The sequence below is a fragment of the bacterium genome (assembly GCA_037143175.1).
GTDB lineage: Bacteria > Verrucomicrobiota > Kiritimatiellia > CAIKKV01 > CAITUY01 > JAABPW01.
Genome location: JBAWZF010000001.1, coordinates 99,793 through 121,490 on the forward strand (window position 1 = coordinate 99,793; position 21,698 = coordinate 121,490).

The window sequence follows — 21,698 nt, forward strand, 5'->3', positions numbered from 1 at the left end:
GATATGCGTATGAATATGAAATGGATGACGACCTTGATGCTGGCATTGACGGCAACATCGACGCTGGCCGAAACGGTGGCGGGTAAAGACGATCTCTTATCACAGAAAGTTTCCTTGATGGAAATGCTGAGCCGCGGGGGAGTGGTGATGGTGGCCCTCGGAGTAATGTCCATTGTGGGACTGGCACTGGTGATCTACTTTTTCTTCGTTTTGCGCCGCAATCAGGTGGTTCCTCAGATGTTGAAGGATGATGTATTGGATAAGCTGGAAGCAGGGGAACTGGCCGATGCTCGTTCCGCGTGCGGGTATAAACCCTGCGCCTTCTCCGAGGTAGCCGTCGCCGCCATTGATTATGCGCGATCCGGTGAAATCTCGCCTCCACTCCTCAAAGATGTTATTGAGTCTGAAGGAGGGCGCCAGGCTCTTATTATCCAGGGTCAGACCCAATACTTGTTCGATCTGGCGGTACTCTCCCCGATGGTGGGACTGCTGGGAACCGTGTTTGGAATGATTCACGCCTTCAATGCGGTAGCGTTGGATTTGACCAAAGCCAAACCGATGCTGCTGGCCGCAGGGGTGGGTGAGGCCTTGATTGCCACGGCGGCGGGTCTAATTGTGGGTATTCCAGCCATGGCCTTCTATGCTTTCTTCCGCAACCGCGCCGCCCGGATCATTGCTGAACTTGAGGTATCTTCAGGGCAAGTCATGAACATCCTGTTAAGCAAGAGGGGTAAATGAACTTTCGGGCAAAACATCAACCTAATCCCATCGCCTTTCAGATCGCGCCGATGGTGGATTTTTTGCTGGTTCTGCTCTGCTACTCCATCATGAGTCAGATCTTTACGCAGTGGGAAGCCGAGTTGGATGTCAAGTTGCCCACGGCTTCTACTGCGAAGATTGAGCAGCGCCTGCCGGGTGAAATTATCCTGAATATCATGAAAAATGGCGCGACCGTGGTGAATGGGCGGAAACTCAGTGATCCCGAACTCTCGGCGCTGCTCAAGCGGTTGGTCGTGCTTTTTCCCGGCCAGCCGGTGTTGTTGCGTGCCGACAGTGAGACGGCGTATCAACATGTGATCCGCGTCCTTGATCTTTGCCGCCAGGCCGACATCTGGAATGTGTCTTTTGCCACTGGCTTTGTTGAAAAGAAGGGCGAACCGTGATGGTGAAACTGGCTGTCATTTTTTCGCTGATCATTTTTTCATCATTGCCGGTTTTTGCCCTCAGTGAAGTTGAGCAGTTGCAGTTTGCGGATGGCCTTTATTCCCGCGGTATGTGGGAGACAGCGCTGAAGGAGTATCAGGCCTATCTGACGCAGAATCCCCAGAATGCTTCGAATGACGTTGTCATGTACCGGATGGGCGAATGTTTCCGCTCGCTTGGCAGAACCCAGGAGGCCGGTCAGGCGTATCAGCGGGTATTTGATGAGTTTGCCGGGGGTGAGTCCCATTACCGTGCCGGCTTGCGCCGGGCCGAACTATTGGAACAGAGCGGGAAGCGCGAAGAGCAGATTCAGTTGCTCAATTCCATGCTCAAGGGGTCCCCGATGCCTGAGATGGGGGCGGCTTGTCAGTTTGCGTTGGGGGGCGCCCTGGAGAAGCAAGGGAAGCTGGATGAGGCGGCTAGTGCCTATGATGCGGTGTTAACGAAGTATACGGGTACCCAGTTAATTCCCTATGCGGCTCTTGCACTGGCAGGGATTGACCGGCGCGGCGAGGGCAAGCGGGCCGCACTTCTCTATGGATTGGCGGCAGCTGCTCCGGGATCGCCACGGATGGGCGCCGAGGCTTTGTTCCAGCTTGGAGACTTCTGCTATTCCCGGAAAGACTATGATGCCGCAGCGCAAGCCTATGAAAAATTAGCCACTCAATATCCGAAAGATGAGCGTGTGGTCCAATCGCGGCTGCAACAGGCTTGGGCGCTTTACAACTCCAAGCGCTTTGCCGAGGCTTTGAAAATTTATGGGGATGCAGCGACCGAATCGGCGGAGGAGGCTGGAAAGATTCCTGAATGGCTTTATCTCAAGGCAAACTGTTTGCGGCAGGTTATGAAAAACGAGGAGGCCGCTGAGACGTATGCTGAGTTGCTAAAGCATAATCCATCGGGGGATTCCGCAGTCAGTGCGGTCTACGAACGGGCCCTGGTATTATTCAAGCTCGGGCGTTTTCAGGCGGCAATTGACCAGGCGCGGGGACTGATTACTAACGATCGCGTGAAGCGGGATGTATGCTGGCTTTTGGCGGAGTCGAGTGCGGCGCTCAATGATGATGCCAGCGCTGTTCAGTATTACCGTATGCTGCTTGACCAGTATCCTGACTCCATGCTGGCGGGGGATGCGTTGTACCGACTGGCCCATTTGCTCCAGAAGAAGGGCGACCTTTTACAGGCTGCCGAGTTGTTTGGGCGGCTTGCGGCAGATTTTCCGAAACATGAATTGGTTCCTCAGGCCATTTTTGCCCAGGCTTCCTGCCTTGGAACGGCGAAAAAGCCGGAGCAGGCTGTGGCTGCTTATTCCCGGTTACTCGAGAAATTCCCGCAATGCCGGTTTGTTGAGGATTCCCTCTATCAGAAGGCAATTAGCGAAACCTATTTGAGGAGGGATGCCCAGGCGATGGAAACCTGGCGTGAGCTTCTCGTGAAATTTTCCGCCACGAAATATCTGGCTGATGCCCGCTTCTGGAGCGGGGTATTGTTGGAGGAAGCCGGTAAATTCGAGGAGTCTGAGGCGTCCTTTCGTCAGGTGTTTACGGCGGTGCCGCCTCCCTCTGATGATTTGCGGCAGCGGGCCAATTTCCGTCTGGCCCTGGTGCTTCAGCGGAGAGCAAAACCGGATGATGCCGCGCCCATTCTGCAAGAGCTGATTCGCTCGCCGCTGCGCGAAAAATTTCCCATCGAATTGCTGGAATGGCTGGGTGATTATCAGCTAAAAAAGCATGAGTATGCCAAGGCGTCCGAAGTGGTTGAATTACTGCTGACCGAGGCAAAAACGGATAACTGGAAGCAAACGGCCTGGTGCCTGAAGGGTAAAATTCTGATGGGGCAGGGGAAGACTGAGGATGCCAGACAGGCTTTTGAGCGGGTGACGGGGGTAAGTTTTAAAAGTCAGGCATTGGCTGAAGCGTGGCTTAAGCTGGGTGAGCTGAATCTATTGGGTAATGATGCCGATAAGGCTAAACGTGCGTTTGAGGAGTCGGCCACGTTGGCGGGAACTGATTTGTTACTTCCCATTCGTGTCCAAGCTTATGCCGGAATCGGAAAATCACTGAAGGCAAAAGGGGATCATGGAGGCGCCGCGCGTCATTTTCTGAGTGTGGCGGTGTTATTTGATGATCCGGATTTGGTCCCGGAATGTTTGTACTTGGCAGTTGCGGAATTTACTGCGGCGGGTCGTGTGGATGACGCCTTGAAGGCTAAAAAAGAATTGCTGGAGCGTTACCCTGATAGTGATTGGGTAAAAAAGAATTAATCCCATGAACATGACTCAGAGACAACTCAATTTCCGAAAGAAAAACCAGGCCTTAGGCGCCGTGGAGATGATCCGGCAGATCCGCCGCCGCAATCTGGTTTGGTATGGCATCGCCATACTGGCATCACTCCTTTTGCATATAGCCGTCTTTCTTATGCTTCCGGGTTTCAGTGTCTATAAGATGACCGCCCGCCCAGCCTCGGAGAAACAGATTTCCCTGAAATTGGAGGATGTGAAGCCGGTGCCTGAACTGCCGGATGTTGACCGGCGCCCTCCGAAATTCAAGCCTGAGACTGCACGTGGTGAGGTGGCTGGTGATGTTGGAACCGAGGCGACAACTATACGGCGCGCGATGGACGAGTCGGCGGTGGAGCCGCGGCAGGTGGGGGCGGGGGTATTGATCGGCGAGCAACGGAATCTGGCCGAACCGGTGCCGGTGGATCGTCCGCTCTGGGAACCCTGTCAGGAAATTCTGAGTATCAATAAGGCCATTGTAAAAGATGATGCCGCCCTGCGGAAGCCGCGGCGATATATGGATACAGTTCCCCGCGGGGAGACCGGATTGGATATTTCAGCACCAGCCAGCAGGGAAGCCCTGGAAAGCGGGTTGGTCTCTACGGGAGCCTATTACCTGGTGGATGATCCCTCTAAATTTACCTGGGGGCGGAACGTGCCTGCCGGAGTGGGGTTAGGGCGTGCCGCGCGGGATGTGCCACCTCCTAAAAAGGTTATTGAAGAGGAGCCCAAGAAACTTATCGAGGAGAAGCAGGCCCGCGTCAATATCCTTAAGGCCCTGGAGCGGCACCTGAAAGCAGACGTGTATGTCTATCATACGCCGAGGGGCGAACTGTATGATTACTGCCGTATTGAGATCAAGCGCCGGACGGCGGACCTGTTGCCTGTGCTGACAAAAGATATGATTTTGGTCCAGGACGGCTCGGCCAGTATCACTGAGCAGAAACTCCATTATTGCCGCGAGGGACTGCTCAAGTCCCTTGATCTTCTGGCTCCGGGTGACCGCTTCAACGTAGTGGAATTTCGTGATTCGGTTGTGAAGTGCTTCGATACCTGGGCGACTGTGGATCCTGATAATCTTCAGCGGGCACGGGAATTCATCGGACGGATGGAATCGGTTGGCAATACCGATATCTATGATTCTCTTAAAGATTTGCTTCAGTTACCCCGTAAGCCTGGTCGCCCGGTCATCATGGTTGTTGCGAGTGATGGGGTTGCGACCATGGGAATGACTGATCACACCCGGATCATTGAGGCTTTCAGTCAGGCCAATCAGGGGCAGGTGTCCGTTTTCACGGTAGGTACTTTCCCCGGTGTCGATGCCTATTTGCTGGATCTCTTAAGTTATCGGAACCGTGGCGATACTTATATTGTCAAGACTGGCCGCTGGGATATACCGGCCGTGTTGGAGAATCGTGTGCGGGAAGTGAGTCGTCCGGTGTTATCCGATGTGCGGTTCCGGTTTGCAGGCCAGACGTATTGTGAGGCCTACCCGGCTCTGACGGCAAATCTGTATCTCGACCGGCCGTTGGTGATTTACGGGCGGTATCTTAAAGGGACGCCGCATCTGGTATTCCAGGCTACAGGGCAGGCCGATGAGATCAAGTGTGATATGGTTTTTGATTTGGATCTTGCAACGGCCTTGGTGGCGGATGAAGGCGTTAGGAAAAGTTGGGCTTGGCAGCGTGCCTATTATCTCATCGGGGAGCACACCCGCACGAAACAGCCCGGGGTCATCACTGAGCTTGGCCGCTTGGGCAAGGCCTATAAAATCAAGATCCCTTACAAGACCGAGCTTCAGCAGTAAAATGGTTATTCGTTATTGGTTACTGGGAATTCCCAATAACCTCTCCAGATAACTAATAACTTAGGGCTCTTTTACCTCAACGGTTTGCGGTTGTGGATGAACCCTTGCAGGATTAAGGCCAGTAGAATGAGGGTTGCGCCTGTGGCGTAGAGTGTGCCGAACCCGAATCGGTCGGCCAGGAGTCCTCCCAGCATGGCGCCCAGCATCGTGCAGATGCCCACCACACTTTCATTGATCGCCACATATTGCGAACTTCTCTGGGGGTGAACCAGAGCGTGAAAAACCAGGTAGAAGAAAAAGCTGCCTGCATAGATCCCGAACACTATGGCACCAGTGCAGAGTATTAGGGGAGATTGAGCAAAGCCCAGCATCAGCATTCCCGCCATACCCAAGCTGCCAAATATTGCTATTGTGGTGGGGCGGTACATCCAGAACCGACTCCAGCATAATGCTAATCCCGTCAGCCCCTGGGCGGCACTTAGTAAGAAAAAGAGCAGCCCTTGAAAACTTTGAGTCAGATGAAGGAAGGTTTCTCCGCGTACAGGGAAGACGGCGCGAATAAATGTAAGTACGATGACACCCACGCCTGCACTGATCCACCCAAGCCAGGCGAGGTCAGATTGACGCGAATAGTTCACTGGTTTTGATTCGGGAGGGAGGGGCGTCACGACGAGTCGATCAGTATTGGTTTGCGGTGACTGGGCAAAGTCTCTCAGAAAGAAAATGGCTATTCCTGTCAGGGCCGACATGACTGATGCGAAATAGCAGGCGCATTTCCAGCCTGTGTTGGCGACATCCGGTGTTGAGGTGCCAAGTTCCATCAGAAGTCCGGAGACAAAGGGGCCGATGGCAAAGCCCATGCTCCAGGCAAAGGTGTAAAGTCCGGTCGAGTAGGTGAGGGGTTTGTTATTGGCCCCATCCACGGCCTTCATGAAGACCTGAAATGGCAGAAAGAATAGCGCCGTTGCAATGCCCGCCAGCGCCATGAGGATGTAAACCCCGATAACCCCGGGAATGAGGGTAAAGAGCAGGCTCAGCACTGAAAGACCACCCATGGAGGCCACCATCAGGCGCGATGCATTCGCGGCGGTGATAAATCGTCCAATTACCGGGCAGGCCACAAGATAGACCAGGCTCCATGTGGTAAGGGTATTGGCTACGATCGTGGCGCTTGCCCCTTGCTGCGACAGACGGATCGCATTGATGAACATAAACTGGGCAACCACCATATCGGCAACCGCTGGCAGTAAGTAAATGCAGAGAGATAATCGCTGTCGAGAAATTTGCATGGGCCGGAACGTACCATAGGGTGAAAACCAGAGAAAGCGTGAAGTTAGATCTACTTGATTGTGTTTCCGTCTCGATTTTGACACTTTCTTAATCCGTGATTTTTTATATCTGAGTTTCGGAGTACGTGCCAGCACCATCAGAAAAGTGGAATAATTATGAAGATGCCTTCAAACAGTGAGCCTTTAAACTGCAAAGCGGATACCATGCGATATCGTCCCTTTGGTAAGACCGGTATGACCGTGTCCGCCCTGTCTTTTGGTTGTATGCGTTTGGGCGAGGATCAGCCTTATAACACTTCGCTCATTGCTCAGGCCATAGATATGGGAGTCAATTATTTCGAGACTACACGGTATTACCTGGGCGGCACCTGTCAGCATCGTACGGCTCCGGGACTTGTTGGTAAAACAGCAGGGGTTATTATTTCCGGTAAGGAAGGCATCGGTCCCGACCAGACGGCTTACCGGTTCCGAAAGGAGATCGAGCGCCAGCTCGATATTCTCGGGCTGACTCACTTCAAGTTTTTCCAGGTTGGCTGGTTTGCCTGGGCCAATATGCCGCATCTGCTTAAACGTGGTGGTGTGCTTGAAGCCATCCGAAGCGCCCAGAATGAAGGTCTGATTCAGCATGTCGGGTTTACCGGCCACGATACGCCGGAGAATTTCACCCGATGCATTGAGACGGGGTTATTTGACAGCCTGACTGTTCCTTACAATTTATTGAATCGTCAGTATGAGCCGACCATCAAGCGGGCAGGGGAACTGGGTGTGGGCGTTGTGGCGATGTGCCCTGTCGCCGGGGGGATGTTATCCTTTGAATCCGACAAGTTGAAGGAAGCGCTCAAGATGGATCTGCCTACCACCGAGATGGCACTACGATTTGTTCTTTCCAATCCAAACGTGAGCACTGCCTGCTCCGGCATGAATCGAACGGAACAGCTCGATCAGAACGTTAAAACGGTTCGGGAGTTTGTGCCCGGCTCGGTTGATTTTGAGGCGATGTGTGAAGGCCTGGATCGGTTGCGCGCCACATTGGGCGACCGTTTTTGTACGATGTGCCGTTATTGTATGCCTTGTCCGCAAGGGGTTGACATTCCGCGGCATATGGAGGTTTACAGGAACTGGAAGTGTTTTGGCCTTTCGGATTGGCCTCAGAGCGGACTCAAGGGGATTCCGGAGGCGCAAAGCGCCGCCCGATGTAACGAGTGCGGCGCGTGCGAGCAGAAATGTCCTAATAGTCTGGGCATCCGGGCCATGCTGCGCGAACTCCGCATGTGAGAATTCCCGCGTTATCAATATGAATTGAGGCTGTGGAGATTGCTTGAATCAGAGCAAGGGGTGGTATAGCCTCTGGCCCTATTTTGATAATGGATATTGTTTCTGTGTATGGGCTTTGGATTGGATCGAAAAGGATGGCTATTATGACGAAATCAGCAATGACGGTGGCAGAAATCAGGCAATCGTTTATGGACTTCTACAAGTCCAAGCAACATCAGATTGTCCCCAGTTCGCCTGTGGTATTGCAAGCGGATCCGACGCTTCTGTTCGTCAACGCCGGGATGAACCAGTTCAAGGAAATCTTTCTGGGTGCCCGTGTGAGCCAGTATGGGCGGGTTGCTAACAGTCAGAAGTGTATTCGCGTAAGCGGCAAACATAACGACCTCGAAGAGGTCGGCCATGATACCTATCATCATACCTTTTTCGAGATGCTGGGGAATTGGTCTTTCGGGGATTACTACAAGCGGGAATCCATCGCCTGGGGCTGGGAACTGCTAACTAAGGTCTGGGGACTCCCCAAAAACCGTCTGTGGGCTACGGTTTATAAGAATGATGATGAGGCAATTGCCATCTGGAAAGAGGTCACTGACATTGATCCAACCCATATTTTGAAATTTGCCGAAAAGGATAACTTCTGGGAAATGGGTGAAACCGGCCCCTGCGGGCCCTGCTCTGAAATTCATTTTGACCGTACGGTCAATGGCTGCACACCGGATATGATCAATGCCGGTCTGCAGGAGGTGATCGAAATCTGGAATCACGTCTTCATGCAGTACAATCGTCGACAAGATGGGTCTCTCGAGGAGCTTCCTGCCAAACACGTCGATACCGGGATGGGGTTGGAACGTGTGGTTTCCGTGATTCAGGGGAAGACCTCCAACTACGACACCGACATCTTTCAGCCCGTGATCCAGAAGATGGTCCAGATGAGTGGGTATCCCTATGAAGGATCGGGAGGGGTGGCGATGCGGGTGATTGCCGATCACCTCCGGACGCTCGCCTTTGCCATTGGTGATGGGGTGCTTCCCTCTAATGACGGGCGGGGATATGTGTTGCGTCGTTTACTGCGCCGTGCGGTTCGCTATGGACGGAAGATCGGCTTTACCAAGCCCTTTATGACGGCGCTACTGCCCACACTGGAGGAGACGATGGGTGCTCAATACCCGGAGTTAGGTCAACATCGCAAAGAGATTGCCCGGGCTATTCTGGCTGAGGAGGAGAGTTTCTCTGTGACCCTTGACCGGGGGCTTTTCCTGTTTGATGAGGTGACTGCCGACGTGGTTGCTTCTAGGAGTACTGTGTTCCCCGGAGATGCGGCCTTCAAACTCTACGATACCTACGGGTTCCCGCTGGACCTGACCGTGGTAATCGCCAAAGAAAAAGGTTTGGATGTCGATGAAAAGCGGTTTGCTGTTTTGATGGATGAGCAGCGGAAACGGGCTCGGAATGCCCGCAAGGCGGCCACGGCGGACGCTGATGTGGATCTGGTGTCGGATCTTGTTGCGAGTGGTATCAAAACGAAATTCATCGGTTACGCCGGCCTTTCCGGCAAAGCCCCTGTACTGAAACTATTGGGCAAGGATGCCGCTGGGGCTAGTGCTGTGGTGGAAGCAATGTTCGAAGGGCAGGAAGGCGCCATTCTGCTGGCGGAAACATCTTTTTATCCAGAAAAAGGCGGACAAGTCGGGGATCGTGGAACCATTACCGGCCCCGATGGTGAGTTTGAAGTGACGGATACCCGGCAACCGACCGAAGGAATCGTTCTTCATGTGGGGCGGGTGACGCGCGGTAAAATAACGGCAAGTGAGATGGTGTCAGCCACTGTGGACCCCGAGAGACGGGCGGCGACGGCCCGTCACCATACGGCAACGCATTTAATGCAGTTTGCCTTGAAAGAGATTGTGGGCACCAGCATTAAGCAGGCTGGCTCCATGGTTTCTCCCGAGCGGCTGCGGTTTGACTTTAATTACTTCCAGGCGCTAACACCGCTTGAGCTGGCTGCCGTAGAGCGCCGTGTTAATGAACTGATTATTGCCAATGCGTCTGTTGGCATCAGTGAGATGGCTCTTAAAGATGTGCCCGGATCGGGGATTGTTGCCATCTTTGATGAGAAATATGGTGACACCGTGAGGGTCGTGAATGTAGGTGGATTCAGTCGTGAGCTCTGTGGGGGAACTCATGTATCGGCCACGGGCACAATTGGCCTGTTCAGGATCGTGTCGGAATGTTCCATCGCTTCCGGAGTTCGGCGCATCGAGGCCGTGACCGGCATCCCGGCCTATGACGCGATGTGTAATGACCGGTCTATGTTGGAGGGCTTGGCCAAGCGTTTCAGTGTGTCGGCAGTCGAAATCCCCGGACGTGTGGACACTCTTGTGGATCAGGTGAAGGCGCTTGAAAAGCAGATCAGGGATAACGAAAATGCCGCAGCGATGCAGAAGTTAGATGGTGTTCTGGCCGCTGCGGCAGAGGTAAAAGGGGTCAAACTGATGGCCGTTGCGGTGGGCGAGGTTTCTCCTGATGCCCTGAAGAATCTCGCGGAAGCGGCTCTCGAAAAGGCTGGATCTGCTGTTGTGGTTCTCGGTGCGACAAGCGATGGTAAGGCCCAGTTTATCGTGGTTGTGAGCCCTGATCTTGTGAAGAAGGGAGTCCATGCCGGCAAGATTATCAAGGAAGTGGCCAAGATCGCGGGCGGCGGCGGTGGTGGTCAGCCGGCCATGGCGCGGGCTGGTGGCAAAGATGTGAGTAAGATTGCCGAGGCGGTGGCGAAGGCAAGTGAATTGGTATAGGGGAGCGGGTTATTTGTTCTGAGTTATTGGTTATTGGGGCTGAATAACCATAACCGATAACAGATAACTGAGATCCCTAAGGAGTGCTTAATGGCCAGTGTTGAGATAATTTGTTCTGCATGTGGGCAGGAAAGTTTGCTTAAACGTGTGCCTAAGTTTGACGGGTTCAAGAAGGTCGGGGAGAGCCTGACCTGCGCGGCCTGTGGACATGAGTATTTGGATGAGGCTGAGGTGCCGTTTAAGCAGCGGCGCAAGCCGAAGGTGTTTGATGACAGCGACGTCTCCCGCGTCATTAAGGTGTTTGATGAGGCCGAGGCGGAACGCCTTTGCCGGCACTGTCAGCACTATGTGGTGAATCCCTTCGTACAACGATGCAGCAAACACGGCAAGGTCGTGGAAGCCACTGATACTTGCCGTGACTTTTTAAAGAAATTATGATTTCAGACCGAACATCTGTTCCTTGAGATCCAGGTAATAGAGGTAATATTCCGGTTTCACATTGGGGGGGCACCGATGATCGCAGAACGGGATGTAACCGCCACGTTCGACAAGCGGAATCAAGGTTTTCATATAAGCTTTGATGGCGTCGGGGCCTTTGGCCATCTCGATTTTATCGAACCCGCCCATGATGCGCAGTTCTTTGCCGTACTCAGCCAGCAGTTCTGCCGGGTGGGCGCAGCCATTGACTTCAAAGGGGAACAGGCAATTCATGCCCCCTTCCATCATATATTTTAAAATGGGTCTCACATCGCCATCACAATCAATCCACCAGAGCTTGATTCCTGCGGCTTGGAGGCGTTTGGAAATTCGTTTGTAGCGAGGCATCACGACGTCGCGGAAGAAATCGGCCGAGACGATGGGCCCATTTTTAAAGCAAATATCCTCCCAGCCAGCCGCGAAGTCGAAATCCATTTGGGGGAGCATCTGGTCGAGGGCATTCTCGACGAGTTGGCAGGACGTTTCGACCATGTCCTCAACCATTTCCGGGTAGTCAAAGCCAGCGTAGGCGAGACCCTCAAAAGTCAGCATGTCACGAATTTTACCGATCATTGAGCCGCACCAGACGCCCAGGGGATAGTCCCGGGTCGTGGGATGAGCGCGTTTCATCGCTTCGATATTTACCTTGCGCGCGGGATCGTCCAGCCGGAACCGTTCTTCCTTGCAGCGTTTCCAGTCGTCCGGGGTCACGATGCTGGCCTTGATGTAATGGGGGATTGTGTCGTGGCCATCCTTGGGGACCTCGGCCAGCAAACCATCCCCGTTCATGACAATTTTCGTGTTCGCGGTTTCCTCAATCACCGCATGGGGGAACGGCGGACTCATCCATACATTGCCTCCCGTCACGGCCTGTTTATCAAAGCTGAAAAATACATCCGCCTCGTCATTATTCTTAATGTTGTTTTTTGTAAATAGATCCCATTCGCTGAAGTTCTCTTCCCAGTAGCCAAACTCCATGTTGAAACAGCGGTCAACCGGGAGATACTGCATCTGGTTGTTGAAGCGCTGGCGGTCAGTCATGGTGCCCTTCCATTTTTGACGGCAGGGAGTGATCACTTTTTGGGGAGAGCTCATGAGGTATATCCTTCCTTAATATTGCAGAACATGAATAAAAGTAATTTGTTAAAAACAAAAACCAGTTACTATGAGTTAGTATACATTGAATGGATCAGGAAAACAATGGATGACGGTTGGGTTTTCATGGACAATAATAAGAAATTTATTCAGCTAACGGTGAATGAGCTTCGCCCTGTTGTGAGTGTTGCGAATTACTTGGAGGTCAGTCGCGGGCGGTATTGGGGCGAACGACAAATACCGGATTTCGAATTAATCCTGATTATCGAAGGACGTTTTGCCTATGAAACCCGAACGGCTTCTCCCCTTATTTTGAGCGCCGGAGATGTATTGCTGATTCCCCCGATGGAGTGGCACACTGTCAGGCGGGTAGATGAGCTGGCTCATGCAGTTTTTAGTTGTATTCATGGCGAGCTCATTCCCGGTGCGAGCTGGGCGCAGGGAGACTATGGCTTTTCGCCACCCCCCCAGCGGGTGACCCGAACGGACGGCGATACCGCCATTCATGACCTGTTTATGCGCTGTCGGACGGTGTTCGAGGGGTATGATAAATATCGGGCGGTGTTGCTTGAGACCATACTTAAGGAAATCTGGGTGAGGTTAGCTGGGTTCTGGAGTGGAGGGCAGTCGGGCGTTTTTTCAGGGCGGATGAAGGTCATGGTGTCATATCTTCGTACTCATCTCGACCAGAAGATCACCCGGCGCAGTTTAGCTCATGTATTTGGGGTTACCCCGGAACATGTGAATGCGTTGTTTAGGAAACAGCTTGGAGTCACGCCCACCCAGTTCATTCATCGCGAGCAGATGCAGTTGGCCTACCGCTATCTGCGTGATGAGGGACTCAGTGTCAAGGAGACGGCCGCACGCCTGGGATATGATGATCCCTTTTATTTTTCGAGGGTATTCAAGCGCGTGATGCATCGGACACCTGCTTCTGTTAGGTAGCTGTGGTGAATTCTATCAAGGGGAACGATTATGCATAATTTCTGGTTGTGTTTTGTGCCGCTGTTTGTTGCCGTGGATGCGGTGGGTGTGCTTCCGATGTTTTTGGCCCTGACCGAGGGCATTGACCAACAGAAGCTCCGGAAGGTGATCTGGCAATCACTGATTACCGGCACCCTGGTGGCGATTGTTTTTGTGATGATCGGGAAGGCTGTATTCCAACTGCTGGGGATCACGACTTCCGACTTCATGGTCGCGGGGGGAGTTCTGCTTTTTGCCATTTCATTGCGCGATCTTCTGGTGAGCAATAAACATCCGGATCCAGAGGATCCTGATAGTCTCGGCGCTGTTCCAGTTGGGGTTCCCCTGATTGTCGGGCCAGCGGTGCTGACCACCATCTTACTGCTCGTCGATCAGTATGGAATTATTCCCACGATCTCTGCCGCCATCATGAACATTCTGCTGGCTGGTATTGTTTTCCACTTCGCCGGTTTCATTACCTCCCTTTTGGGCCGGGCAGGTACCAAAGCCGTCTCCAAACTGGCCAGTCTCCTGCTCGCCGCGATCGCCGTGATGATGGTGCGAAAAGGTATCATCCAATTCATGCATTAGGCGGATTCATTCGCCGGATGGATGCCAGTATGATCAGATATTGGAGGGCGATCAGACTGCCGAATATGAAACTGGCCAGAATCAGGTTCTGGGGGAGAAGCCGGTTGAGGAGGGGGTGTAGCAGGAATATATTCATCCACCAGCCTGCACAAAATGATTCCGGCCATCCTCCATATTTCAGTAGGCTGGGCACAATTGCGGCAAAGCCAAGGCCCCAGGCGGCGAGGACCCACCACCTTGCGGCAGCGTACACATGCCGTCGCGTTTGCCAGGCCGTTCTGAGGCGTGGAGCCAGTAGCACCATGCCCGCCGTCATTCCCACCGCGAAATGGAGTGCAGCGTGAGCCATCAGGGAGTCTCCCGTATTTTTAGTTCACGCAGGGCAGCCAGCATAACCGCCATCCCCAGCAAAAAGATTCCCGCAGCATACCAGGAGGAGTCGGTCTCAATCTGGTCAATGGTATAGTGCCAGAAGAAGATATTGATCCGTGGATCCATGGAGAGCTTCATATAGAGTGAGTGCCAGCCAACTAACCGGGGAAGATCCGGAATGGACGCCCACACGCCGCAGATGGCCATGGCGAGGGGAGTGATGATGAGCATGGCAAAACTCGCCCGGCAGTGCCGTATTAAGTACCAGATAAGCGCTATGGCAAATGGAAATGACGCACCCAGGAGGCTGTGGTTCATGGTGTGGATCCCCCAGGGATTACGGGTGGGGTCATCCAGGATCGGAGCGCTTGAGCCTTTTGAAAGGCCTCGGTGGCCCGCTGCTTATCATCAAGGCTGAGCCGGATCTGGCCCACTTCATACCAAAGCCAGTAATTTTGAGGATCCAGTGTCGCGGCACGGGTCATTAAGGATTCCGCCTGGCTGCAAAGAGGACCATTCCTTACTATCGAACCTTCTTTAAACATGGTCCGTCCCAGATAAAGCCAGGCCGATGATGTTGGTGCCCAGATCAGCGCACGGTGCAAGTCCCGGTATTTGGCCTTATAGAGATAATTTGGATCATCCATGGTTCGTACCGCGGAGGGTTGATAGCAGGCAATGGCGATAGTCCCAAGAAGCGCGATCAGTGCTGGCGTCATGGTCAGCCAACAGCGGGGATGAGTTTCTGGCACCGGGGTAAGTAATAATCCGACCAGCGCACCCAGAACAAGCGCATAGATCGGAAGATGAGCAGGGAAATCAAAGATGCAGTGGATGGCCGTGACAGACAGAGCGCCTGAAACCGCGGTAATGATGACTGCAGGAGGTCGTGCAGAAGCTTGTTTCAGTCTTTGTCGAAGGCTCCATGCCACCATGAAGACAAGTCCCACTCCCAGCAGCCCGCATTCGGCTACGAGTTGGATGTATTCATTTTCTGCATGGATCAAACGGGCGCCGACACTGGTCTGCCGATATTGGGGGTATACCATGCGGAGGGCGTTGGCTCCGGCCCCTAGGATGGGGTAATGGGGCCAGACTCGCAGGGATTCCTTCCATTCATTCAGACGACTGTTAACGCTGTCAACTTGTGCCGGGTTATGAATCCCTGCCAGACGTGTGCGGATGGCCGGACTTTGTGTAACCAACAGGCCACTACCTGCCGCCATTAAACAGAGAAGTATGCCCCCCCAGAGTAGTCGGTGTCGAAAGGTAATGATCAGGGCCGTTGTTACCAGGCCGACAGCCATGGCCAGCATGGCACCACGGGAAAGTGACATGAAGACCACGCATCCCATCAGGCTGGTCAGTCCAAAATAAAAAATGGCGCCAACCCATCGTCGTGTACTGATGGAATGGGCGGCGAGCGCCAGGGCAACTGGACAAAGCATGGCTACAAATCCCCCGAAGTGGTTGCGGTTGAGGAAGCAACCTACCGGTGAAGTGGGTGCATGGGGGACCGGAATAAACCACCACAGGGTATCCCCCTGTGGAATTTTCCATTGGCCGATATGTCCGGCTATTCCAACACCCGTTCCCAGCAGGGCCAGGAAACCCAAGAATAATAGTCTGCCTTTTGAGGGTAAGGCAGCAGTCAGGAGGCACGCACTTATGGCGGCTGCCAGCAGGAGAAAAAAGCGGAGCGTACCCGCCCGGTTCCGGCTCAGGCAGAACCAGGGCTCCTCCATCAGGGGGAGTGCCCCATATTGTGCTGCCTCATGGATCGATGTCACAACAGCCTGATTTTGTTGATGTCGCAATGAGCCGGCGAGTGCATCCAGGGCCGGCGGCAGGGGAAGGGCGGTAATCAGAATGAAGAGGAGGATGAGTGCGAGGCTAATCTCGAGATGGGGGCGGGATCCGGAATTCCGGTGGGTGACCACGCAGGCCAGTGCGCTGGTTGCTATTGCCACAATGCCGACTGTAATGGGGAAAAGGCCGCCACCACTAATGGTCAGGAACAGCATAGACCCCACCAGCGTTAAAAATATTGCCGCTGCCATCATAAGTCCAAGTGAAACTCTGCAAGATCGGACAGGATTTCATCTGCCATGCTCACGTCTTGAGGCGGATGCCCCTTCTGATGCAATGCAACGCAGTGCATGCCCGCAGCTTTGGCGGCGCGTACGCCAGCGGAAGAGTCCTCGAAAACCAAACAGTTTTCCGGGTCAATCCCGAAATGGCAGGCGGCAAGGAGGAATCCCGAGGGGTCGGGCTTGCCGCGGGGATAATCCTCGTTACCCAGGTAGAATTGAACGTAATCGTGAATATCCATCAACGCGATGGCATCAGCGATCTGGCGGCGTGTTGATCCGGAGACGATGGCGACAGGGTACCGCTCGGCCAGTTTTTTAAGAAGGTCGATGGAGCCGTGAATCCGGATATCCACGGTGGCGTGGAGGGTTTCATAGTATTGCTGACTTTCCTGCTCAAGAACCCAGGCCGCTTCTGTGATTGATGGATAATCCTGACGCAGTCGGGCGAGGATGTCACCCCAGGAGCGACCAAAGACCAACTCGCAGGCATAGGAATCAGTTACGGGCAGGCCCCGGCTGTAAATAAGCTGTTGCATGGCCTTGCACCAAAGTATTTCGGAATCCAATAGGGTGCCGTCTAAATCGAATATATAGGCCTTAATCGGCATGATCCCCCTATACTATTTCCGCTTACCCTTTTGTGCCTGCTTTGGCCGGTTTAGCTTTTTCCGGAGCAGGGGACTCGCTTTGTCCATCCATGGCTAGGGCCGCTTTCATCGTGGATAGAAAGGCCTCGGCATCTGCGGGGGCAATGTAAAACAATCCCTCCATGCTGTCGGGATCATTGGGTTCGAGGACGGCGCAGTCCAACAGGATCACCCCTCCATCTTTTTCGCGGTTAATGATATATCGTGAGTCGTCACTCTTTACCACCCACCGGCTTTGGATTTTCTTTGTCATGGTCTTCGTCCTGTTTTGTGGAGTCTTTACTACTATTATGTCAGGGTTATCGATCCCGCCGGATCCGCGTTCACGCTGATCGTTTTAAGGATATGGTGGCACAGGAGAGGAAAGTCATCTTGCAACCGTTTTTCCAGATCTCCCAACAGATGCTGTTCATTAATGGCGATGGCACTTACGAGCACCAGCGCGCCTGCCTGGGCGGCGCACATGAGTGCCTCGAACTCCTCCGGCGTTTTTGGATTGCTGACATACATCAAATCAGGAGTGAGGAAAAGTCCGTTGCGGATTCCCTCCGAAAGGGTCGGGACATCAATGCCCACCTCGACTTGAATCACGATGGAGTTCCGATGTTTCAGAAGGAATGACAGGTGTTGTTCCAAAACGTAGATCACCATGTTTCTAGAATCGTTCACGCGGGCCAGTGTAGCGTACATGAAACGCATCAAGGTGTCGGGTGAAGGGCCGGTAAAAAGGACAATTCCTCCACCGGATTGAGCCAGGGCCTCGTCGACCTGCGAAAGTTGAGCTGGCTGAGCGAGAAGGTTTTCCAGCTTAGGGACGTCAAAAGGCATACGCTGGATTGAGACAAAATCACTACCCCGTTGCGTCAGATAATAAATTTTGAATCGGCCCTGATTCGGCATGCCGAAAGCAAAAACCCCTTGTTTGCCCAAATCTGAAGGCCCCGTACGCCGGGCGTGACTTGCAAAGATCGCCAGCGTGTCACGGATATCCTCAGGGGTAAGTACCGTGTTGAGGACGATCTTGAATTGCGTCCCCACTTTTTCGACGGGGGGGGCGCCCGCAATGAGTAATACCTGTGAAAATCGATCCGGCTCGCCTAGGTAAGCCAGAATTTTGTTGGCATAATTCATTTGGTTCCTCCTGCGGCTTTCAGTCCTGAATCCTTGAGTGGTACGATCTGGTTGAAGACCGGGTACGAGTCGCGGTGGTCCTGGCTATCGGCGATGAAGTATCCCTTGCGCTCGAACTGGAAGCGGGTTCCAGGGGTGGCTTTCGCCAGGGCAGGTTCAACTACAGCCTTAACGATTTTCAAGGAATCCGGGTTCAGGTTGGTTTTATAATCCATACCTTCGGGCACCTCTTCGGGATGTTCGTCTTTAAACAGACGGTCATAGATCCGGATTTCAGCCAGTATTCCCTCCGAGGCGGATACCCAATGGATGGTGCCCTTGACTTTGCGGCCATCCGGAGCATTGCCGCCCCGGGTGGCGGGGTCATAGGTACAGCGAATCTCGGTAACCAGGCCAGTTACCGGATCCTTGGTGAAGCCGGTGCAGGTGATGAAATAGCTGTAACGCAGCCGAACTTCCTGGCCAGGGGCCAGGCGGTAATACTTTTTAGAAGACTCTTCGCGGAAATCATCACGTTCAATGTAGAGTTCGCGTGTGAAGGGGATGATCCGTACACCCGCATCCGGGTTCTCAGGGTTATTGATTCCTTCGAGGAAATCGACCTGATCCGCCGGGAAGTTATCAATGACCACTTTGATCGGATCCAGCACCGCCATGGCGCGGTTAGCGGATTGGTTAAGTTCCTCCCGCACACAGAACTCAAGCAGGGCGATGTCCGTGTAGCCGTCAAATTTGGTGACGCCAATCCGTTTGCAGAAGTGGCGAATGGACTCTGCCGTGAAACCACGGCGGCGCAATCCGGCAACGGTTGGCATGCGCGGATCGTCCCAGCCCTTGACATGGCCATCACGCACCAATTCCAGCAGTTTACGCTTGCTGAGAACTGTGTAAGTCAGGTTCAGGCGGGCAAATTCAATTTGGCGGGGTGGGGTGGGGTTCATGTGCAATTGCTGCAAAACCCAGTCGTAGAGAGGGCGGTGCACTTCAAATTCCAAGGTGCACAGGGAGTGGGTAACGTACTCAATGGCATCTTCGATCGGGTGGGCAAAATCATAAGTGGGATAGATGCACCATTTGTCGCCGGTTCGGTAATGATGCGCCCTCATGATCCGGTAAATCACCGGGTCACGCATATGAAGGTTGGGTGACGACATATCGATTTTGGCACGGACGCAAAGGGTTCCGTCCTGAAATTCTCCCGCTCTCATACGGTTGAACAGGTCCAGACTTTCCTCCGCCGGCCGATTCCGGAAGGGACTCTCTTTTCCCGGCTGGGTGGGGATGCCACGGTAGTCTTTCCATTGCTCCTGGGTCAGCTCGCAGACATAGGCGCCTCCCTTGCGGATTAAGGCGCAGGTGCAGTCGTACATCCGTTCAAAGTAATCAGCCGAGAAATAAAAATGCTCGCCCCAGTCGAAGCCGAGCCAGCGTACGTCGTTTTTGATGCTCTCGACGTATTCCATGGTTTCTTTGGAAGGATTGGTGTCGTCCATGCGCAAATGACATTCGCCACCAAATTCGAGGGCGGTCCCGAAGTCAATGCAGATGGCCTTGGCATGACCGATGTGCAGGTAGCCGTTGGGTTCCGGAGGGAAACGGGTGACCACCCGGGAATGTTTGCCGCTGGCAAGATCCTCGCTGATGATATCTCGGATGAAATCTGAGGGTACAGGTGTTTCTGGAGTGTGCATGGTTTTTTCCATTGGAATGGCTAGACTTTATAGGATATTGATGGAATTCGTCAGTCGTGCCAGGGTCCGTTCACGACCCATAATGGCGAGGATTTCGTAAATGCCAGCCCCGATAGCAACCCCGGTGACGGCTACACGGAGGGGTTGGTTTAGTTTTCCTTCTCCGGACCCTATGGCGGATTCCGCCTGCCGGATGGCTTGCTGAATGCTGGCCTCGGAGAAATCAGAGTTCGTCAAGGCCGTGCGAAGCGCCTCCAGCGCAGGCTTGACGCCCTCTTTCCTCAGCGTTTTCTGCACGGATTTCTCGTCGTATTCAATCGGATCGACAAAGAAGTACTTCCAGGTTTCGCATTGGGGATAGAGTGGGGTGCGGGACTGCATCAACTTGCAGACAGACATGAAGATCTCTTCATTGATAGTTTTGCCCCAGTCCAACTTTTCAAGATGTCGGCGAACCTCAGCCGCAAAGACGGTGAGGGGGAGTTCAGCGAGATAGAGTCCGTTCATATGCGTCAGTTTCCGGATATCCATCTGGGCCGGGCCGCTTCCGATGCGGTCCAGGGTGAAGGCCGAGATGATTTCCTCGCGGGTCATTTTTTCGCGATCTTCGCCCGGGGACCAGCCCAGCAGGGTCAGGTAATTAAACAGGGCTTCAGCCGAGATGCCCATGTCCCGGAACTGCCCGACATAGGCGGCGCCATCCCGTTTTGAATAAGGTTTTCCCTGCGCATTGACAATCATCGGCAGATGGGCGTAGTGGGGAACCGGAGCGCCCAGGGCCTGATAGAGGGCGACATGACGGAAGGTGTTTTCAACATGATCATCGCCCCGGATGATATGGGTGATGTTCTGGGTAATGTCGTCCACCACGTTGGCGAGATGAAACACGGGGGAGCCATCGGAACGGACGATGACGAAATCCTTTACGTCGGCGGCCTTCTTTTTCAGGTCGCCCTTGACTTCATCGTGGAAGGCCATATCGGTGCCGGGCATCCGGAAGATAATGCATTCACCCTGGCCGGTGCCGCCTTTGTCCTCTTTATACGCATGTCCGTTTTGCAACAGTTTTGCCGCCGCCAACCGATGCTGTTCGTGCTGGGTGGATTGGTAGAGGGGGGCTTCGTCAAAGTTGAGGCCCAGCCATTCCATTGCTTGTAAAATGGTTTGAACTGCCTCAGGTGTCGATCGCTCACGATCAGTATCCTCAACACGGAGGAGAAACTGGCCGCCATTATGACGGGCAAAAAGCCAGTTAAAAATGGCAGCCCGGATATTTCCAATGTGAACCTGCCCTGTCGGGCTGGGGGCAAAACGTACGCGAACACTCATTTTCGATTCCTTTACTTTCTGAAAAAATACTGACTTAAATTATCATAAGACCTATTTGGGCGCAACGGATACCGCCTGTGGAGTCATGGCGGACTCTACCGACTTACGCGAGTTTCTTGAAGAAGATGGCCTGGGATAGGGATTTCCCTGACGGAAAAATCAGGGAAACCCTCATATCTTTCATCCCTGTAAGTGTTAGATTTTTTTATTCGAATGCCATTCTGCTTGACTGAGGTGCGAATGGGGAGTTATACCAAACTCATTGGTAATGTCGCATTCAGTGGGTGGTCGTCTGGGGGAAGCACAATGGACGATAGCTGTATAGATGAAAAGGCTTTAGAGGTTCTGAAAGAACTTGGCGGCGTCAGTTTTGTCGTCCAGATGATTGACGTTTTTCTGGCCTATGTTCCCAAAGTTCTTGTCGAGGCTCGGAATGGCCTCGCCGTGGGGAATCTTGAACCGGTGGTGCGGTTGGGGCATTCCCTGCGATCAAGCGGGCGTAACATAGGGGCGCAGAAGATTGTGGAACTGGCGCAAAGCGTCGAATCGGCCAGTCGTGCGGGCCAGTTAATTCCTTTACCCGTGCTTCTGGATCAGTTGGAAGAAGCATTTCTTCAGGCGAAAGTCTGCCTTGAAGAAACAAAAGCGCGATTATTGTCGTAACATCA

General features: G+C 53.4%; 20 protein-coding genes. 10 read left to right on the top strand and 10 right to left on the bottom strand.

Annotated elements, in window-relative coordinates; translation table 11 throughout:
* The first annotated feature begins 15 nt into the window (after positions 1 to 15).
* Genes WCI03_00425 through WCI03_00440 form a run of 4 tightly spaced genes read left to right on the top strand, consistent with a single transcriptional unit; the run spans position 16 to position 5,288 of the window.
* Entirely contained in the window at positions 16 to 738 is a 723-nt protein-coding gene (locus tag WCI03_00425; GenBank protein ID MEI8138310.1) for a MotA/TolQ/ExbB proton channel family protein, read from the top strand.
* Positions 735 to 1,163, top strand: coding sequence for a biopolymer transporter ExbD (locus WCI03_00430; GenBank protein MEI8138311.1), 429 nt, complete (start codon positions 735 to 737; stop codon positions 1,161 to 1,163). The genes WCI03_00425 and WCI03_00430 overlap by 4 nt, the downstream gene beginning before the upstream one ends.
* Entirely contained in the window at positions 1,163 to 3,466 is a 2,304-nt protein-coding gene (locus tag WCI03_00435) for a tetratricopeptide repeat protein (protein ID MEI8138312.1), read from the top strand. Before WCI03_00430 ends, WCI03_00435 begins: the two co-directional genes overlap by 1 nt.
* A 4-nt stretch (positions 3,467 to 3,470) precedes the next feature.
* Positions 3,471 to 5,288, top strand: coding sequence for a VWA domain-containing protein (locus WCI03_00440; GenBank protein ID MEI8138313.1), 1,818 nt, complete (start codon positions 3,471 to 3,473; stop codon positions 5,286 to 5,288).
* Between the two features lie 71 nt (positions 5,289 to 5,359).
* Here the strand turns inward: WCI03_00440 and WCI03_00445 are convergent, their stop codons facing one another.
* Positions 5,360 to 6,577: an MFS transporter gene (locus WCI03_00445; protein MEI8138314.1), complete on the bottom strand. Its 1,218-nt coding sequence runs from the start codon at positions 6,575 to 6,577 to the stop codon at positions 5,360 to 5,362.
* Between the two features lie 156 nt (positions 6,578 to 6,733).
* Between WCI03_00445 and WCI03_00450 the strand changes: the two genes are divergently transcribed.
* The 3 genes from WCI03_00450 to WCI03_00460 all read left to right on the top strand — a co-directional run bounded on the left by WCI03_00450 (position 6,734) and on the right by WCI03_00460 (position 11,079).
* Positions 6,734 to 7,852 carry an aldo/keto reductase gene (locus WCI03_00450; protein MEI8138315.1) on the top strand — a complete coding sequence of 373 codons (1,119 nt, stop codon included), beginning with the start codon at positions 6,734 to 6,736 and terminating at the stop codon, positions 7,850 to 7,852.
* A 143-nt stretch (positions 7,853 to 7,995) separates the two neighbouring features.
* A complete protein-coding gene (gene alaS, locus WCI03_00455; protein ID MEI8138316.1) occupies positions 7,996 to 10,641 on the top strand; it encodes an alanine--tRNA ligase in 2,646 nt (881 codons plus the stop codon).
* A 90-nt stretch (positions 10,642 to 10,731) separates the two neighbouring features.
* Positions 10,732 to 11,079, top strand: a complete 348-nt coding sequence (locus WCI03_00460; protein ID MEI8138317.1) for a hypothetical protein — start codon at positions 10,732 to 10,734, stop codon at positions 11,077 to 11,079.
* Here the strand turns inward: WCI03_00460 and WCI03_00465 are convergent.
* Positions 11,074 to 12,213 (bottom strand): uroporphyrinogen decarboxylase family protein, encoded by a 1,140-nt coding sequence (locus WCI03_00465; protein ID MEI8138318.1) that lies wholly within the window; start codon positions 12,211 to 12,213, stop codon positions 11,074 to 11,076. The genes WCI03_00460 and WCI03_00465 overlap by 6 nt on opposite strands.
* Positions 12,214 to 12,318: 105 nt before the next feature.
* On the opposite strand from WCI03_00465, the gene WCI03_00470 reads away from it, so the two are divergent.
* Both WCI03_00470 and WCI03_00475 read left to right on the top strand, forming a co-directional pair.
* Entirely contained in the window at positions 12,319 to 13,158 is an 840-nt protein-coding gene (locus WCI03_00470; protein ID MEI8138319.1) for an AraC family transcriptional regulator, read from the top strand.
* A gap of 30 nt (positions 13,159 to 13,188) precedes the next feature.
* On the top strand, positions 13,189 to 13,767 hold the full coding sequence (locus tag WCI03_00475; GenBank protein MEI8138320.1) for a MarC family protein: 579 nt from the start codon (positions 13,189 to 13,191) through the stop codon (positions 13,765 to 13,767).
* Here the strand turns inward: WCI03_00475 and WCI03_00480 are convergent.
* The 8 genes from WCI03_00480 to WCI03_00515 are packed head-to-tail and all read right to left on the bottom strand — an operon-like array spanning position 13,757 to position 21,030.
* Complete coding sequence (locus tag WCI03_00480) at positions 13,757 to 14,116, bottom strand: hypothetical protein (protein ID MEI8138321.1); 360 nt, start codon at positions 14,114 to 14,116, stop codon at positions 13,757 to 13,759. The two genes, WCI03_00475 and WCI03_00480, sit on opposite strands and share 11 nt — an antisense overlap.
* Positions 14,116 to 14,457, bottom strand: coding sequence for a hypothetical protein (locus tag WCI03_00485; GenBank protein MEI8138322.1), 342 nt, complete (start codon positions 14,455 to 14,457; stop codon positions 14,116 to 14,118). Before WCI03_00485 ends, WCI03_00480 begins: the two co-directional genes overlap by 1 nt.
* Complete coding sequence (locus WCI03_00490; protein ID MEI8138323.1) at positions 14,454 to 16,202, bottom strand: O-antigen ligase family protein; 1,749 nt, start codon at positions 16,200 to 16,202, stop codon at positions 14,454 to 14,456. The genes WCI03_00485 and WCI03_00490 overlap by 4 nt, the downstream gene beginning before the upstream one ends.
* Positions 16,199 to 16,840 carry an HAD family phosphatase gene (locus tag WCI03_00495; GenBank protein ID MEI8138324.1) on the bottom strand — a complete coding sequence of 214 codons (642 nt, stop codon included), beginning with the start codon at positions 16,838 to 16,840 and terminating at the stop codon, positions 16,199 to 16,201. Before WCI03_00495 ends, WCI03_00490 begins: the two co-directional genes overlap by 4 nt.
* Positions 16,841 to 16,862: 22 nt before the next feature.
* Positions 16,863 to 17,132, bottom strand: a complete 270-nt coding sequence (locus WCI03_00500; GenBank protein ID MEI8138325.1) for a hypothetical protein — start codon at positions 17,130 to 17,132, stop codon at positions 16,863 to 16,865.
* Between the two features lie 35 nt (positions 17,133 to 17,167).
* Positions 17,168 to 18,010 (bottom strand): ATPase, T2SS/T4P/T4SS family, encoded by an 843-nt coding sequence (locus WCI03_00505; protein MEI8138326.1) that lies wholly within the window; start codon positions 18,008 to 18,010, stop codon positions 17,168 to 17,170.
* A complete protein-coding gene (locus WCI03_00510) occupies positions 18,007 to 19,701 on the bottom strand; it encodes a glutamine--tRNA ligase/YqeY domain fusion protein (GenBank protein MEI8138327.1) in 1,695 nt (564 codons plus the stop codon). Before WCI03_00510 ends, WCI03_00505 begins: the two co-directional genes overlap by 4 nt.
* Before the next feature lie 27 nt (positions 19,702 to 19,728).
* Positions 19,729 to 21,030, bottom strand: a complete 1,302-nt coding sequence (locus WCI03_00515; GenBank protein MEI8138328.1) for a glutamate--tRNA ligase — start codon at positions 21,028 to 21,030, stop codon at positions 19,729 to 19,731.
* Between the two features lie 306 nt (positions 21,031 to 21,336).
* On the opposite strand from WCI03_00515, the gene WCI03_00520 reads away from it, so the two are divergent.
* A complete protein-coding gene (locus WCI03_00520; GenBank protein MEI8138329.1) occupies positions 21,337 to 21,693 on the top strand; it encodes an Hpt domain-containing protein in 357 nt (118 codons plus the stop codon).
* Positions 21,694 to 21,698 lie beyond the last annotated feature (5 nt).

Bases quoted from the DNA above. Each gene is read 5' to 3' on its own strand.
- WCI03_00425 (MEI8138310.1), top strand. From the start codon at position 16: ATGAAATGGATGACGACCTTGATGCTGGCATTGACGGCAACATCGACG.
- WCI03_00430 (MEI8138311.1), top strand. From the start codon at position 735: ATGAACTTTCGGGCAAAACATCAACCTAATCCCATCGCCTTTCAGATC.
- WCI03_00435 (MEI8138312.1), top strand. From the start codon at position 1,163: ATGGTGAAACTGGCTGTCATTTTTTCGCTGATCATTTTTTCATCATTG.
- WCI03_00440 (MEI8138313.1), top strand. From the start codon at position 3,471: ATGAACATGACTCAGAGACAACTCAATTTCCGAAAGAAAAACCAGGCC.
- WCI03_00445 (MEI8138314.1), bottom strand. From the start codon at position 6,577: ATGCAAATTTCTCGACAGCGATTATCTCTCTGCATTTACTTACTGCCA.
- WCI03_00450 (MEI8138315.1), top strand. From the start codon at position 6,734: ATGAAGATGCCTTCAAACAGTGAGCCTTTAAACTGCAAAGCGGATACC.
- alaS (MEI8138316.1), top strand. From the start codon at position 7,996: ATGACGAAATCAGCAATGACGGTGGCAGAAATCAGGCAATCGTTTATG.
- WCI03_00460 (MEI8138317.1), top strand. From the start codon at position 10,732: ATGGCCAGTGTTGAGATAATTTGTTCTGCATGTGGGCAGGAAAGTTTG.
- WCI03_00465 (MEI8138318.1), bottom strand. From the start codon at position 12,213: ATGAGCTCTCCCCAAAAAGTGATCACTCCCTGCCGTCAAAAATGGAAG.
- WCI03_00470 (MEI8138319.1), top strand. From the start codon at position 12,319: ATGGATGACGGTTGGGTTTTCATGGACAATAATAAGAAATTTATTCAG.
- WCI03_00475 (MEI8138320.1), top strand. From the start codon at position 13,189: ATGCATAATTTCTGGTTGTGTTTTGTGCCGCTGTTTGTTGCCGTGGAT.
- WCI03_00480 (MEI8138321.1), bottom strand. From the start codon at position 14,116: ATGGCTCACGCTGCACTCCATTTCGCGGTGGGAATGACGGCGGGCATG.
- WCI03_00485 (MEI8138322.1), bottom strand. From the start codon at position 14,457: ATGAACCACAGCCTCCTGGGTGCGTCATTTCCATTTGCCATAGCGCTT.
- WCI03_00490 (MEI8138323.1), bottom strand. From the start codon at position 16,202: ATGATGGCAGCGGCAATATTTTTAACGCTGGTGGGGTCTATGCTGTTC.
- WCI03_00495 (MEI8138324.1), bottom strand. From the start codon at position 16,840: ATGCCGATTAAGGCCTATATATTCGATTTAGACGGCACCCTATTGGAT.
- WCI03_00500 (MEI8138325.1), bottom strand. From the start codon at position 17,132: ATGACAAAGAAAATCCAAAGCCGGTGGGTGGTAAAGAGTGACGACTCA.
- WCI03_00505 (MEI8138326.1), bottom strand. From the start codon at position 18,010: ATGAATTATGCCAACAAAATTCTGGCTTACCTAGGCGAGCCGGATCGA.
- WCI03_00510 (MEI8138327.1), bottom strand. From the start codon at position 19,701: ATGCACACTCCAGAAACACCTGTACCCTCAGATTTCATCCGAGATATC.
- WCI03_00515 (MEI8138328.1), bottom strand. From the start codon at position 21,030: ATGAGTGTTCGCGTACGTTTTGCCCCCAGCCCGACAGGGCAGGTTCAC.
- WCI03_00520 (MEI8138329.1), top strand. From the start codon at position 21,337: ATGGACGATAGCTGTATAGATGAAAAGGCTTTAGAGGTTCTGAAAGAA.